Origin of the sequence: Aureimonas sp. SK2, assembly GCF_029813115.1 — a bacterium.
Taxonomy (GTDB): domain Bacteria; phylum Pseudomonadota; class Alphaproteobacteria; order Rhizobiales; family Rhizobiaceae; genus Aureimonas.
The window spans coordinates 1-13,774 of record NZ_JAPZDS010000016.1 but is presented as its reverse complement, the minus strand read 5'-3'; the positions used below and the strand labels follow the sequence as shown (position 1 = coordinate 13,774).

Here is a 13,774-nt window from a genome sequence, read left to right as displayed (position 1 = left end):
AATGATTGCGCTTTTCAGGCTGTATAGGTCGTACTCCGAAAGTGAACGATAAGCAGTTATCGTTCCTATCGTGATAGCTAAGCCCCTGCAGAATCAGCCGAAAGGCGGTCGCTGTTGCGGTTGCATTCCGGTCGGCGCCGGACCGCCCGGAGCGGCTGCGGGACCCCCGGGTGCGCCCGCGAACGGCATGCCCGGCTTCGGCCCCATCGCGCCGGCCTGACCCGTGCTTCCCGGCATCCCGGCGCCCATGCTCGGCCCGCCCATCTGCTGGAAGGGCATCCCACCGGCGGGCGGCTGCGGCTGCTGCTGCCCGGGCGTCGGCATGCCAGGCATCGCACCCGGCATCCCGCCCATCGGAGCGGGGGCAGGCATAAAGCCAGCGCCGAGCGGCGGGGCCGAGCGCATCGCGGCCGGGCCCGGCGAGGCGGTCTGGATCGGCGCCATGAGACCTTCCTTCGCGAGGGCCTCGGCGAGCGGAGATGCGGTGCCGCCGGTGGGCGGCATCTGCGGGGCGGACTGGAACGGCATCATCGTCGTGTTTCCTCAGTTCTGGAACGGTGCGCGGGAAAGGGGATTGCTGCCGCTCTCAAGGTTCGTGGTCGTCGTGGCTGACCGGGCGAAGGCGTTGGCGATCTTCTCCCACTCGACGGGCGAGGGGTTCGCATCGAGGCGCTGCAACAGGACCTTGGCGCGATCGGGATTGAGAAGCGCGTCCTCGAGGATGTCCTCCACCCGTGACAGCCCGTTCTGCTTCATGATCGAGAGCATCTTCGCGACGCCGGCCGCGAGACCGCCTGCGACGGCGCCCGGAAGCCCGCCGGCGAGGAAGCCGACGCCGCTGAGGCCGAGACCGCCGCCTTTCGATCCCGACGCCTGCAGAACACGGCTCAAAACTGAGCCGACGTCTTGCGCCGTGTTCGACTGGCCCGGAATCTTCACGGCCGTCAGAGACCTGTTGCTCCGCTTGATGTCGTCGGCGATGGCCCCGAACGTGTTGATCTCGCTGTCCGAGAACCCGGCCGCCTTCAGGGTCGACCGGTTCCTCTTCACGAACGACTGGAAGGCATCGCTTTTGATCAGCGCCTCGCCCGAAGTCGCTCCCTCCGTGTTCGAGATTAGGCGGCGCTTCACGTGGTCGACCACGGCGCGGCGCAAGCCCTGTGCGGCATCGGCGTCTCCCGTCACGACGGAGGCGATCTTCTGCATTCTTGCCGTCGCGTCCTGCGCGTTGAAGACCGCGCCGACCGTCTTCGAGACGTCGTCTGGATCGTCGAGTTTCATCAGCCGTCCGAGGACTCCCTTCTCGTAGTCGGCGAGGGCCTTCGTGCGAACGGCGGCGACCTCGGCCATCGCGGCCGAAGCAGTGCCGGCGTCCGCGAGCTTGGCATCGAGCTCCGGGAAGGCCCGGAGCGCGTCGGCATGTTTCGTGCGCCACGACGCGAGCTTTGCCGGATCGAGCGTCCCGTCCGCCGAAGGGGCTTCCTTGCGGAGCCGATCGACGGCGTAGCCCTGAAGCGCGTCCCGTGCGGACTGGTCGCCGACAGCCTTGCGGAAGGTGTTCACGGCGTCGAACGACGTCGCATCACCGGAGAAAATTCGGCCGGGCACGGCGCTCGAAGGCATGTCGTACGGAGACGACGGGGAGGGACGGTGGCGCATCGGGCCGAGCGTCCCGTTGTCGAACGTCTCGACGCGGTCCTTCGTCGCCCGGGACGCAGCGGTCAGACGGTCGCGGGCGGCTCCGTCGAACGTCGGTGGCGAGCCGTCGGCGAAGGGCGCTCCGGACGCCGCGTTGTCGAGGTCGTCCATGAGGGAGGATCCCAACAGGCCGATGCGGCGGTCCGCCGGCGACTCGCCCTTCGCGATCCTCTCCGCCCGACCGGCGGCGCCGATGCGGGCCTTCAGGGCCTGCGCCTCCGCGAACGGGACCTGGTCGCCAACGCCTTTGATCGAGGCGAAGATGTCGGCCTCCTCGCCCTCCATAGGCTTCGCCAGCTTCGGCATCGATCTCTGCACCTGGGCGGCGCGGGCGCGCACGCCGGGCAGGCCGAGCGTCAGCGTTCCGTCGGGGTCGACGGCGTCCCAGAGGCCGCGTTCGGCCGTCTTCACGGTCGCCCTCGACGCCTCCAGACCGCTGCGCATGGTGTCGCCTGCGACATCCGGCGTGACGCCCGGACCGATGCCGTCGGTCGCCCGGCGAGCCGTCGCCGTCGCCGCGTCCAGATCCGCCTGCGTCGACAGGCCGAGATCGTCGAAGCCGCGCCTGGCCGCGTCGGCGACCTTCTCGGACGCGCCACCGGTCTCGATGCCGACTAGGGCGCCGAGACGGGCGACGTTCTGTTCCGCCCGGCGATCCTGGAACGGCGCAGGGCTGCGGGTCGCAGCGCCGCGCTCGAGGGAGCCGACGCCCATATCGCCAGAGAGCTGGAAGGTCGTGGGAGCCGATCCCGGGACGAGGTCCGGCGTCGGTGAGGCGAGCGCCGCCCGCAGGCCGACGAGGTCGGACGCGCCCGAGCCGAGCTTCTCCGCCGCCAGCCGCTCCTGGCCCGACTTCGTGAACGGCGCGACGGCCGTCTTCCCGGCCGATACCGCCTTGCCGACAAGCGGCGCCGCGGCGGGCACGGCCGCGCCCAGCCCGAGGCCGAGGACGGCACCGTTGCCGGCACGCTCGATGCTGTCTTCCAGCCCTTCACCGGCGCCGAAGCCGGAAGCGCCGCCGAGCGCCAATCCGTCGGCCGCGCCGATGCCGATCTTCCCGAGACGGCTTCCGCCCGAGAAACCGAGCTTCGCGACCGTCGCACCGGCCGTGCCGAGGCCTCCGCCGACTTCGCCCAGGAGCGTCGCCGTGCCGTGGCTCTCCCGTGCAGTGTCGAGCGCGTCGCGCTGCGTGGCGACGCCGCGGCCGTAGGAGTCGGCGATGCGCGTGAGGATGTCCTTGCCCTCGTCCTCGCCGCCGATCGCGCCGATCGCCAGTTCGACGGGCGTCATCATGCCGCCGACGATTTCGTCCGCGAACCCCAAGGTCACGCCCTGCATGATGCCCTGCTGAAGCGCGTCGAGCGTGCCGCGGTCCTCGTGGGAAGCCGCGAGCTGACGGTCGCGGAACGTCTGCGGATTCTCGATGCGGCGCTTATCGAGCTCCGCCTGCGCCGCCGCAGCCGCTTCCTTCCGACGCGCCAGCTCGGCCGCGGCCTGGTCGGCCGTGATCGCCGGCGCCGCGACGTGAGCCGCATCCGCCGTGGGCGCAGGATTGCGCCGACGGGCGAGTTCGGCACGTGCCTGTTCTGCGGTGATCTGCATGTCAGCCACCCCTCGCGATGCGTTCGAGGTCTTCGTCGCTCATTGACGAGAAGTCGGGCCCAGCTGCGGGCGCGACACCGGCAGCTGGCGCCTTGCCTGTGTGCTCGAACGGACGGTTCTCCAGCTTCGCCTGCGCACGAGCGCGGCCGGCCAGAAGGACTTCCTTCAGCCCGGTCAGGGCACGACGGTAGTCCTCCTCGCTCTGCGCCGAGTCGAGGGCAGCAATGGCCTGGGTTGCCTTGAGGCCCTCGATCTCAGTGATCGCGCCGCCACCGCGCAGGCTTTCGAAAGCCTGCAAAAAGGCCTGACCCTCGAGCTGCTTCATGCGCTGGCGGGTGCCGTACGTAGCGGTCCCCGGGATGTTGCCGAAGACCTTCCCGCTGAGGCCGGTCGCCGACGCGAGGCTGGCGTCGTTTAGGATGCCGTCGATCGTCCCCATCATCGCGTCGGCAGCCGTGATTGACTTCGGCGCGTCGGCGATCGCCTGCGCGGCGATACCGCCGGCCTTCTTCCCGCCCTCGGTCTCGAAAGCCTTCTCGTAGAGCGAGGTCGGAGCGACGCCGTCCGGCGTCTCCAGCCTGCGCAGCTTGCCATCCTTCGTCTGCTGAAGCGCGACGGGGTTGCCGTCCGCGTCCTTGCCCCAGACAGTCTGCAGGCCACCGGCGTCGCCGTCCGCAGCCGTCGCTTCGGCTGCTCTGATCTGAGCACGCTTCGCCTCGGGCTCGAGGAGAAGGGCGTCCAGGCGGGCCTGGTACGAGGACTGATCGAGCTGCCGCTCCACGTCCGCGCCGGCAAGTTCGGCCGACTTCGCCGAAAGGCCCGCCTCAGCCGAGGCGATGGACTTCAGCTTGTCAGCCTGGAACGTCGCGACGTCCTTGTCCGCATCGAACCGCTTCGCGGCGATGCCGAGATCGCGGGCCTGGCGGGCCATGTACCCCTTGCCGATCGCGGCGAAGGGGCTGTTCTCCTTTGCCGCCAGCTGGGCCATCAGGGCGTCGTACCGCTGGTCGCCGGTACCTTCTCCGAGACGCGTCGTCGCGAGAGGATCGAACGAGAACTTTCCGAGGTCGATATCGCCGAGATCGGTCACCGTGTCGGCCGAATCGTCCAGGAACGTCTTCGACTGGTCGAACAGCTCGTCCGAGGCCGTGAAGTCCGGGGTCTTCGCGGCCGGCTTCGTGACCTCGTCCGGGATCTCGAGCAGAGCCGCGCCGTCCATCGTCACCCTGTTGACGTAGGTACCGAGGCCTTTCTCCAGCGCGGCATCGGCATCGATGCGCGTCGAGGGCGAGGCGAGGGCGGCGGTCAGGTCCATCGTGGCGAGGTCCGACCGCTTCGTCGGCCGACGACGGAAAGCCTCGATCTGGCGCAGGTAGCCGGGGTCCATGGGCGCCGACAGCGTGTCGAAGCCGTAGCCGACGAGGCCGCCGGACGCGAAGCCCTCCCGATACGACGCAGCGATCTGATCAAGGGGATCGCCCGCGACGAGACCTCCGTCCGCGAATCCCTGTCCCGGCTGCACCGGACCCTGCGTTGCCCCCGAAATGTCCTGCTCGAATACGCCAATGTACGCGCGTGCGAAGACAGCCACCGGGTCGTTATCGGCGAGCTGAAAATTCGCGTTGTCGGAATACAGCCCCCCGTTGTTGACCGAGAATTTCTTCGTCGCCGGATCGTACGACACGACCGGCTGGCTCTGCTGCGTCGACGCGAAAGCGTGCACGTCGTACGGCAGCAGGATGCCGTACGTCCCGGTGGACGTGTTTTTCTTGAGGATCAGCGATCCCTTGTCGCCCGTGGTCCCATCGGGCATCGGGAACGAGAAACTCTGCTCGACGAGGTTCGAGCCGGTCGCCTGCACGCCAGTGGTCGTATATGGCGTCGAACCGTAGCGCTGCAGCGCTGCGATCGTTTCGGTGACTTTCGGAGAGGCCGGATTGACCGTCATGACGGTATCGGCGCCGCCGATCGTCTTTCCGGCGAGCTGTCCGCTCGGGTAGACCGACCGGTATGCGCCAGTGGAAACGCCGAACGTGACTCTGCCGTCCGAGACGACAGGCGTCGTCGTCGGTCGCAGCTGACCCGTGTTCGGGTCGTACATGTTGCCGGCCGGGTCTTTCCAGCTGTTCGTAGCCGGATCGAGCACGGATCCGGGCGGAACGCCGGCGGGCGGGCCTTCCGGAGCAGGGGTCGTCGTGGATCCAGGCGTGCCGGTGCCCGGCGTCGTGTTATCGCCCTTCGGCTTCCACGCACCGTCCTTCAGTTCGTATGCCTTGCCGTCCGTGCCCCAGACCGTTCCCGTGCCGGGATTCTTCCAGCCGTTGACGGTCGGATCCCAGACGACGCCCGGCGGGACGGTCGAAGGCTTCTGCTGCGGCTCGGTCGAGCCCGGAGGCTGACCGCCGACGGTCGTCTGGCCCGTGCCCGTGGTGATCTTGGTGCCGGACTGGTTGTAGACGTTGCCGGTCGACGGGGCCTTCCACGTGCCCTGTGTCCCGGTCGGCGAACCGGCCGGAGGAGGGGTCCAGACTGCCTTGTCCGGCACGCCCGACGGCTTCGTCGGAGCAGGGTATGGCTGCTGGTAGTCCGGCAGCGTTCCACCGCCGCCGTTCGTCCCGCCGGGCGTGGTCGTGCCGCCTCCCGTAGTGCCGCCCGGCGTCGTCGTCCCGCCGCCGCCGTTCTCGAGTTCCTCTTTCTCCGCGTCCGACAGCCCTTCCTGCTGCGTGCTCTTTTCGAGGGCGGTCTTCGACTGCTCGTTGCTCTTTGTGTTCGTCGTCGATTCGTTGGTCTTAGTCGACGTGGTCGTGCCGACGTTCAGGACCTGGGCGAGCGCGGTCAAACGCTCGAGCGGAAGCCCGGACGCCTTGACAGCCATATCGAATTTGCCTTGCGACAGGGTCGCCAGGAGCTCGGCCGCCGACATCTTCGAGTTGGCGATGGAGAGTTCGTTCGCGACCGAGTTCTGTAGCTGCTCAATCCGCATCTTGTCGGCGTTCTGGTTCGCCGTGATGGCCGTCGAGGCGTTGCCGGATTCGATCTGCTCGCGCGAAATGTCCGCCGTCTGGTTCGCCCGATCGGCGTCGAGCTTGCGGCCGGCGTCGCTCGTAAAGGCCGCGAACGCCTTGTCGTAGCCATCGGAAAGCAGCTTGGCGCCGGTCTCGGACTTCAGCGACGCCTGATCGGCCGCAAGCTGACCCGACGCGATCTGACCGCGGGATCCGAAGGAGCGCGCCTTCGCGAGCTTGGCGTCGAGGGCAGCCCTCTCCTCAGCCTGAGATTTTGTGATCGCAGCCATCTGCGTGTCGTAGACGGCGGACTGGTACGGGTTGGCGTACTGGTCGTATGCGGCCTTGTTCCACGATCCGGTACCTACGTCGCGCACGTCGACCTGGCCGAGTGATCCGAGCCACTGTCCGTTGCCGGTCTGCGTGAACTGCCCGAGCTTGTCCGCGTAGCCCTGCGCGCCGACCGTGCCGTTGGTCGTGACGCCCGAAACGGCGTCGACGGCCTTCTGGTACTCGCCGGGAACCTGCGGCTGGCCGTTCGGGCTCAGATACTGTCCAAGGAGCGTGCTCGCACCCGCAGCGATGCCACCGGCCAGATTCTCGAAGCCACCGGTGTAGCTACGCGAATCCGTCGTCGACCCCGCTTCCTGCGTCTGCCCGGTACCGGAGGTCGCTCCCGTGGTGTTCTGCTTCGTCGCCGGGCCCGCGATGAGCTCGGGGACGTAGTCCTCCCACTTGAAGCTGGAGGCGGTCGTTGCGGTCGCCATGTCAGCGGCCTCCCTTCAGTCTTTCGATCAGAGCCCAGAGGCCTTCCTCGCCCTACGCCTCGGCGGCGGCCGGCGGGAGCACGTGCTCGCCACGAGAAATGCGAATTTCCTGGAAGGCAGCGTCGGACGGTGTCTCGGGCACGCTCGCGCCGACGAGGCCGAGGATCTCACCACCCGTCCTCGTGTCGCCGCCGCCGATCTGCGCGACGTCCATTGCGGGCACGACGAAACTGCCGACGGGAACGGAGGTCGCGATCGTGTCGGACCTGCCGCCTCGTTCGGCGCGCAATGCGTCAGCGCGTGCGAAAATCTCGTCCAGACCCACAGCATTCCCCCAATGCGGGGAAACTACTCGGTGAGAGGTCTAACTCGAAGCGAGTTGCTGTCTCGAAGCGAAGTAAGTGTTTCAATTACGGTGAGGACATGCTACATTGCAAGCACCGTTCGACATCCCCGGCCTCTGGCCCAAAGGGGACCGGTCGGATCGCTCGGGACCGCATTACGGTCACCGACCGACCTCCCCGAACGGCATATTCAAAACATAACCAACGAGGTTTTTCATGACTACGAATCTGTACGAATGCGTCCGCCAATGGGTTCTCACCGGACTCCCCTACGACCGAAACGATCAGAAGCTCTGCGCCGAGCTGGAGGCGATGGACGCTCGCGATCTCCTCATCGTCTATCACAACTGGATGGTCCGCCACGTCCATCCGACGCCGCGTAAAGTCTTCCGCTCGAAGGCATTCGACGCCAATTCCGTCGCGATCGCACGCAAGGACGACCTTGATGCCCTCATCGCGAAGATCGAACGAGGGGACGATCTGAAGCCGCATCTCAGCACGCGTACCGACGTCGTGTGGGAAGGGTCGGTCCAGAAGCTCAATCGCCGTCGCGATCTCGATCTCATGCTCCTCGAATGGCATGTGCATCACCTGCACATCTCGCGCACGATGCAGGCGGACGGCTACGTTCAGCGCGACGGACCGCTGCTCTTCGTCGTCTTCCTTCCGGACGCGGCATACATCCTCGATCTGATGACGCATGCGGACTTCAATCGGGATCACATCCTCAAGATCCTGGCCGACGAATGGCCGGGTGCGGAGCTGATCTACGAGATCAAGGGTGGGCCGGGCTACGAGGTGAAGGGGCTTGCGGTCAACTACACCGAGGAGGAGCGCAACCAGCTTCGGAAGGTGGCGATCAACACGATGATCGAGATCGACGGACGGGTCTTCAAGCCGGCGGGCGGACTCACCACTGCGGGGACATCCATCGAGGCCTCGATGGCTGCGGACAAGCTGCTGAAGAAGGTGAAGATGTGGCAGGACGCTCTCGACACCGATATCGCCTACTTCCAGCGCGACGCTCGAAGGGTCGGGCGCGTCTGGCCAGCCGTGCCGGATTTCGCCATGGACTTCGTCCAGCACGAAGGCGTTGTCGTTCTCGCTCTCCACGAACGCCACACCCAACTGGCATACGTGGTCGGGGAAACGCACGAGAGCGCTGCAGCGCAGGCTGCAGAGTAACCGGACTTAGACCAACCAGCGGATATCGGTGCCGGTGGTGACACCGATCCGGTATCCGTCCGGATGATCAGGCGTCTGGAACATGTATCCCGGCGTCGAAACCCCGACCGTGCCAACACGACTCCATGGCACGGTCGGCAGGTAAGTCTGCGGTTCCGGCTTCCGCAGCGCCGCGACCAGATCCGAGAGGAAGCGGTCGATGGCTACGATGCCCGTCCTGGGCGGGTTCGGAATCCTCATCGACGCGGCCCTTGCGACGTGTCCACCCTGGGCAGGCCGAGGCGCCACGCATCGGCCGTCCCGTCTGAATAGACCTCGAGCGCGAATTGCCTGCCTTGGACGCGGGGGTCGAACCGAAGCTTCTCAGGGGTGAGGACCCACGGGCCCTTCACCTTGTCCGGATGCTCTGGCCACCGCTTGCTGATGACGCGCACTTTGATCGCGCCGGTCAGGCGACAGTCGAGGTGGACGCGGTTCAAGTTCACACAGAACTCGCCGTCGCCGTCTTCGCCGGCGAGCTCCGACGGCGCGAAGCGCACGAAGGCCTCGATCGGCTCCCCGTCGAAGCTGGTGCCGACGTCCTGCGGCAGACCTTCCCGTCGTCCCGCACCGACATGGCGTAGCCCATGACCGAAAGGTCGCCGAAAGTCGTCATGTCGTGCGTCCCGACGCTCCAGCCAAGCCGAGGATCCGCCGCGGCCTCCTTCGTGTCCAAGCGAATGTATCGGCCGCCGGCGTAGAAGGTGACGGCGGTGAAGCGCGAGTCCGTGCAGGCGAACACCTTGTAGGCCTGCACAGGGTCGACCGTGATCCACGAGGTGACGGGGCAGTCGACTTCGTGGGGCTTTCCGCCGGCGAGGGCATAGACCACGTTCCCCGGTCCCAGCCACCAGCACTCGCCGTCTGCGCGCACGACGACGGCGTTGGGGCTGACGAGCCCGCAATTGTCGGAGATTGTGTCGAACCGATAGAACTGCGACGAGTCGCCAGTCGCGGCGCCGCCGTAGACGGCCGTGTCCGTCCAGACCACGACGCCGGCATCCGTCGCGAACCCCGCGACGATGTAGGAGCCTCGGCCGAACCGGTCGTCCCCCGCGATGTTGGCGCTCGACGGCGTCCACGCATCGAAATCCCCGACGTTGCACCAACGGACGGCGAGCGGGTCGTAGATCCCGTCGAGGTGCGTGCAGCCGAACGCCATCAGGACGCGCTCCGCCGTGACGCACAGCCAGTCGATATGCGCCGGCGCGTTCGGTACCACGACGGCCTGCTTCGACGGATTCGGATCCCAACGGTACAGCGCGCCGCCGATCGGCGCGGCCACGAGCGTCTCGCCGAACGTGTCCAAGGCCCACACCCGGGGCAAGAACGCGGCCCTGGTGTCGTAGCTGACGTTCGCACCGAAGGGCCCTACGCCGTAGCCACCCGGAAGGACGCCATCCTCACGGTCGGGCGGGAGGGTCGGGACGACCATGACCTGTCCGTTGCCGGCGGCATCGACGATGAAGGCGTCTCCGTCGACGGAGACGACGCGGCACGCCTGAAAGGCATCGATTGTCGGAGTTCCGCCGGCTGAGACCGTAGCCGCCGCGACCTCGTCGAGATGCAGGACGAGCGTGTCCGGACCGGCCGCGAGGACCGTGCGCAGTCCGTTAACGCTCTCGCCATCGACGAGCGCAGCGCCGGAGATGCGCAGGAGCGTGTTGTCGGGCAGGCCGTGTGCGTCCGCTGTCACCAAGACCTGCGACAGGCCGGCCGCCGTGCGGAAGGGATCCTGCGGTAGGACGAGACTGGAGCCGACGCCGCCGCCGACGACGTGGACGAGCTGGCCCGGCCGGACGCCATGGCCGGGTGCGAAGACCCGCAATCCCTGGATCGTGCCGTCGAAGGGCGCGAGGAGAGGGGTGACGTCGTGGACGCGCTTCTCGACGACAACGAAGAGGCCTTCCGTCCAGCCAAGCGCCGCCAAGGCTTGACCGCGCACCGTCGTCCACTGCCGTTGCGAGCGGGTCTTGCCGGGCAAGAGGAAGCCCGGCGTGGCGTCGACGTAGCCGCCGCGCATCTCGGCTTTGCCCTCCACCCATCTGACGTGGTTCGAAGCAGTCGCGAAGCCCTGGGAGGCGTACGGCGTGTCGTCCGTGACGACGCCCGGAAATGTCTTGAAATGCCCCAGCACTGGATCCAGGTCCCCTCGTAAGCGACAAACAGGGCAGTCCGGCCGGCGCCGATACGGATCGATGTCGTGTTCCCGTCCCAGAAGGAGGCGACCAGCCGCCGGCCGCCCGTGGTCAGCGTCCTACCGAGCGTCGCCAGACCGCGGCGTTGGATGCGGCTTTGGATGGGGCCGCTGATTGTCGAGCCGTTCGGGCCAGCCGAGACCACGATCCAGTCGCCCGCCGTCGGTGCCGGCAGCACCGCGTCGGCCAGCGTCGACATGAGAGAGACGGTACGCCGCTTCACTGGGTTCGCCGTCGGCACGTCTACGGCGATGGCATCCCGGTCGACGACGCGCCTGATGGTGCCGTCGACCATTTGAACGGTTGATAGTCCGGCCGGCAGCTCGACGAAGCTTCGCGACGTGCGCAGGACGACGCCTGCCGCGTCGCAGGAGACGAACCGGACCCCGGCGAAATCAGGCACGAACACTTCTCGGGCGGCGCCAACGACGTGCCATACGCGCCGGCGCAGGTCGTCGGCCGAACCGGTCCTGGCAACGATGCTGCCGGTCGCGATGGTGGCGGCGCCGTCCAGCGCCTCGTCGATGCTGGAGAGCACCGCGTTGACGCCGACGGCCGCCCAGATGCCGACACCCTCGCCGGTGCGGGTCAGCTCGAACCGATTCAGAGGAGTGGCGTCGCGGACCTCAGACACGGGTCACTCCTGCCGTTTCGGACATGACGACGATGCCGGAGGCCGAGCCGACGAGACGGGCCGACGCGCCCGCGGCAAAGCGGACGTTGCCGACCTGCGCGGCCGCCGTTGCCTTGATGTCGACGTAGGGTCAGGGCTCATGGCTCAGAGCCAGAACAGGACGGTGGCTGCGAGCGCGATGGCTGAGAAGAAGACGGTCGGACAGCGGTCGTAGCGGGTTGCGACGCGGCGCCAGTCCTTTAGCCGCCCGAACATGATCTCGATTCGGTTGTGTCGCCGGTAGCGGCGTTCATCGTGGCGCACCGGCGCGTTGCGCGACTTGCGCCCTGAGATGCAGGGTTTGATGCCCTTGGCTTGCACTGCGTCCCGGAACCAGTCGGCATCGTAGCCCCGATCGCCGAGCAGCCACTGCGCCTTGGGCAGATCGTCTAACAGCGCGGCTGCCCCGGTGTCGTCGCTCACTGGCCCGGCGGTCAGGAAGAAGCTCAAAGGCCGTCCGTTCGTATCAGCGACGGCGTGAAGCTTGGTGTTCATGCCGCCCTTGGTGCGGCCGATCAGGCGACCAAGGCCCCCTTTTTGACCGCACGACTCGATGCCGTGCGGTGTGCCTTCAGGTAGGTCGCATCGATCATAACGGTCCTGGGATCGGCGCCGACTGCTGCCAGACCTTCCATCATCCGGACGAAGACGCCTGCCTCGCCCCAACGCGTCCAACGGTTGTACAGCGTCTTTGCGGGACCATAGTCCTTTGGGGCATCGCGCCAGCGCAGACCGTTGCGGTTGACGAAGATGATGCCGCTGAGAACCCGCCGGTCATCGACCCGTGGCCTGCCATGGCTCTTGGGAAAGAACGGACGAAGCCGTTCCATCTGCTCGTCCGTCAGCCAGTATAGATCGCTCATATCCAGTCCCCCGGACAGAGCCTGAATCCGACGGCGCGCCTCATATCAATGGGTCCTGACGCTAGGTAGGTGACCCAACCAACATATTGCCAAGATTGGCAAATTCCATCCGGCATTGGGTCTTTTGGATGGAGACGATCATGCGCGATCTGTTCTGGTTGTCGGACGAGGCATGGGCGGTGTTGGAGCCGCACCTGCCGAAAAACCAGCCTGGCAAGCCGCGGGTCGATGACCGACGGGTCATCTCGGGAATCCTTCATATCCTGAAGACCGGCGGCCGCTGGCGAGATGTGCCGCCGGAGTACGGACCAGCCAAGACGATCTACAACCGTTATACGCGATGGGCACGGCGTGGCGTCTGGCAGCGCATCTTTGCCGAGGTCGCAGCCGCAGGTGCTGTACCCGACGAGCTTTGCCTCGACAGCACCCATGTCAAAGCACACCGCTCAGCATCCGGCGGAAAAGGGGGGAGTTTGCCCAAGCGGTCGGCACCTCGCGCGGCGGCCGAACGACAAATATCCATTGTCTGGCCGATGCTGGTGGCCGGATCGTCGCCCTTGCCCTGACGCCCGGCAACATCGCCGACATCTCCATGGCTCTTCCACTCTTGGAGGCTATGAGACCGACGAAGCGGCTGATTGCGGACAAAGCCTACGATGCCGACAAGCTGCGGACCTAGCTCCTCCATCATGAGATCGAGCCCGTCATTCCGGGGCGGGCCGCCCGCGATATCGCCTATCCGCTAAACCGCAAGGCATATCGCCGTCGCAACACCATCGAGCGCATGTTCGGCAGGCTGAAGAACTGGAAGCGGATCGCAACCCGATACGACCGCCTCGCCGTCAACTATCTGGCCGCCATCGCCCTGATCGCGACGGTCACTCAATGGCTTGGGTGAGTCCCCTACCTAACAGACGCTGGCACGATGCAGATGAGATCTGCCGTCTCATCTGGGACGATAGCCACAGAGAAATACCACGACACGTTTGCGCGTGATGGATCGGTCGGAGTCGGTGATGTGATGGGGCTTCAGACCGAAGCTCGCCGCCCTCATCCGCTCCGTAACAACGAAATCCAGGAACTGGTCCACGACGGTCTGAGGATCGGCCGCCCGGAGTTCCCCACATCGCTGCGCCTCGGCTACGACGGGGACGATCAGATCGGCCACCGAGCGACGCGCCTCCTCGTAGGTCTTCATCAAGTTGGGAAACTTCGGGATCATCGAGACCATCAGTCGGTCGAGAGCCACGATGTCCTCCCGAATGGCGGAGCCGATGAGGTCGAGCGCGATCCGGTTCAGGTAGGCCTCGATGTCCTCACCATCGTTCCTCACGATCCTCGGCTGGGCCTCAGACAGGAATTCGCCGAGGACGCTGCCGACCGTGGCGCGGAAGAGACCG

General features: G+C 66.6%; 10 protein-coding genes and 1 pseudogene. 3 read left to right on the top strand and 8 right to left on the bottom strand.

Annotated elements, in window-relative coordinates:
* Positions 1-93: 93 nt before the first annotated feature.
* Genes O5O54_RS17920 through O5O54_RS17905 form a run of 4 tightly spaced genes read right to left on the bottom strand, consistent with a single transcriptional unit; the run spans position 94 to position 7,361 of the window.
* Positions 94-531, bottom strand: coding sequence for a hypothetical protein (locus O5O54_RS17920; protein ID WP_279483208.1), 438 nt, complete (start codon positions 529-531; stop codon positions 94-96).
* A 12-nt stretch (positions 532-543) separates the two neighbouring features.
* Complete coding sequence (locus tag O5O54_RS17915) at positions 544-3,300, bottom strand: hypothetical protein (RefSeq protein WP_279483207.1); 2,757 nt, start codon at positions 3,298-3,300, stop codon at positions 544-546.
* 1 nt (position 3,301) lies between these two features.
* On the bottom strand, positions 3,302-7,072 hold the full coding sequence (locus O5O54_RS17910) for a hypothetical protein (RefSeq protein ID WP_279483206.1): 3,771 nt from the start codon (positions 7,070-7,072) through the stop codon (positions 3,302-3,304).
* Positions 7,073-7,124: 52 nt separating this feature from the next.
* Positions 7,125-7,361, bottom strand: coding sequence for a hypothetical protein (locus O5O54_RS17905; RefSeq protein WP_279483205.1), 237 nt, complete (start codon positions 7,359-7,361; stop codon positions 7,125-7,127).
* Positions 7,362-7,632: 271 nt separating this feature from the next.
* Between O5O54_RS17905 and O5O54_RS17900 the strand changes: the two genes are divergently transcribed.
* Positions 7,633-8,601 carry a hypothetical protein gene (locus O5O54_RS17900; protein ID WP_279483204.1) on the top strand — a complete coding sequence of 323 codons (969 nt, stop codon included), beginning with the start codon at positions 7,633-7,635 and terminating at the stop codon, positions 8,599-8,601.
* A gap of 6 nt (positions 8,602-8,607) precedes the next feature.
* Here O5O54_RS17900 and O5O54_RS17895 read toward each other — a convergent pair whose 3' ends face one another.
* Together O5O54_RS17895 and O5O54_RS17890 are read right to left on the bottom strand one after the other, a co-directional pair.
* Complete coding sequence (locus tag O5O54_RS17895; RefSeq protein WP_279483203.1) at positions 8,608-8,841, bottom strand: hypothetical protein; 234 nt, start codon at positions 8,839-8,841, stop codon at positions 8,608-8,610.
* A gap of 241 nt (positions 8,842-9,082) precedes the next feature.
* Entirely contained in the window at positions 9,083-10,777 is a 1,695-nt protein-coding gene (locus O5O54_RS17890) for a hypothetical protein (protein WP_279483202.1), read from the bottom strand.
* A gap of 162 nt (positions 10,778-10,939) precedes the next feature.
* Here O5O54_RS17890 and O5O54_RS17885 point away from each other — a divergent pair, with 162 nt between their 5' ends.
* On the top strand, positions 10,940-11,137 hold the full coding sequence (locus O5O54_RS17885; RefSeq protein WP_279483201.1) for a hypothetical protein: 198 nt from the start codon (positions 10,940-10,942) through the stop codon (positions 11,135-11,137).
* 479 nt (positions 11,138-11,616) lie between these two features.
* Here the strand turns inward: O5O54_RS17885 and O5O54_RS17880 are convergent.
* A protein-coding gene (locus O5O54_RS17880) for an IS5 family transposase (RefSeq protein WP_279483200.1) occupies positions 11,617-12,374 on the bottom strand; the annotation gives its coding sequence in 2 pieces (ribosomal slippage) (positions 11,617-12,050 and positions 12,050-12,374; 759 coding nt in all).
* Between the two features lie 140 nt (positions 12,375-12,514).
* On the opposite strand from O5O54_RS17880, the pseudogene O5O54_RS17875 reads away from it, so the two are divergent.
* A pseudogene (locus tag O5O54_RS17875) lies at positions 12,515-13,272 on the top strand (IS5 family transposase).
* A gap of 48 nt (positions 13,273-13,320) precedes the next feature.
* Here O5O54_RS17875 and O5O54_RS17870 read toward each other — a convergent pair.
* The coding region (locus O5O54_RS17870; protein ID WP_279483199.1) for a TetR/AcrR family transcriptional regulator C-terminal domain-containing protein at positions 13,321-13,774 on the bottom strand (454 nt) is incomplete at its 5' end.

Coding starts and splice junctions, on each gene's coding strand:
- O5O54_RS17920 (WP_279483208.1), bottom strand. CDS start 531: ATGATGCCGTTCCAGTCCGCCCCGCAGATGCCGCCCACCGGCGGCACC.
- O5O54_RS17915 (WP_279483207.1), bottom strand. CDS start 3,300: ATGCAGATCACCGCAGAACAGGCACGTGCCGAACTCGCCCGTCGGCGC.
- O5O54_RS17910 (WP_279483206.1), bottom strand. CDS start 7,072: ATGGCGACCGCAACGACCGCCTCCAGCTTCAAGTGGGAGGACTACGTC.
- O5O54_RS17900 (WP_279483204.1), top strand. CDS start 7,633: ATGACTACGAATCTGTACGAATGCGTCCGCCAATGGGTTCTCACCGGA.
- O5O54_RS17895 (WP_279483203.1), bottom strand. CDS start 8,841: ATGAGGATTCCGAACCCGCCCAGGACGGGCATCGTAGCCATCGACCGC.
- O5O54_RS17885 (WP_279483201.1), top strand. CDS start 10,940: ATGGGGCCGCTGATTGTCGAGCCGTTCGGGCCAGCCGAGACCACGATC.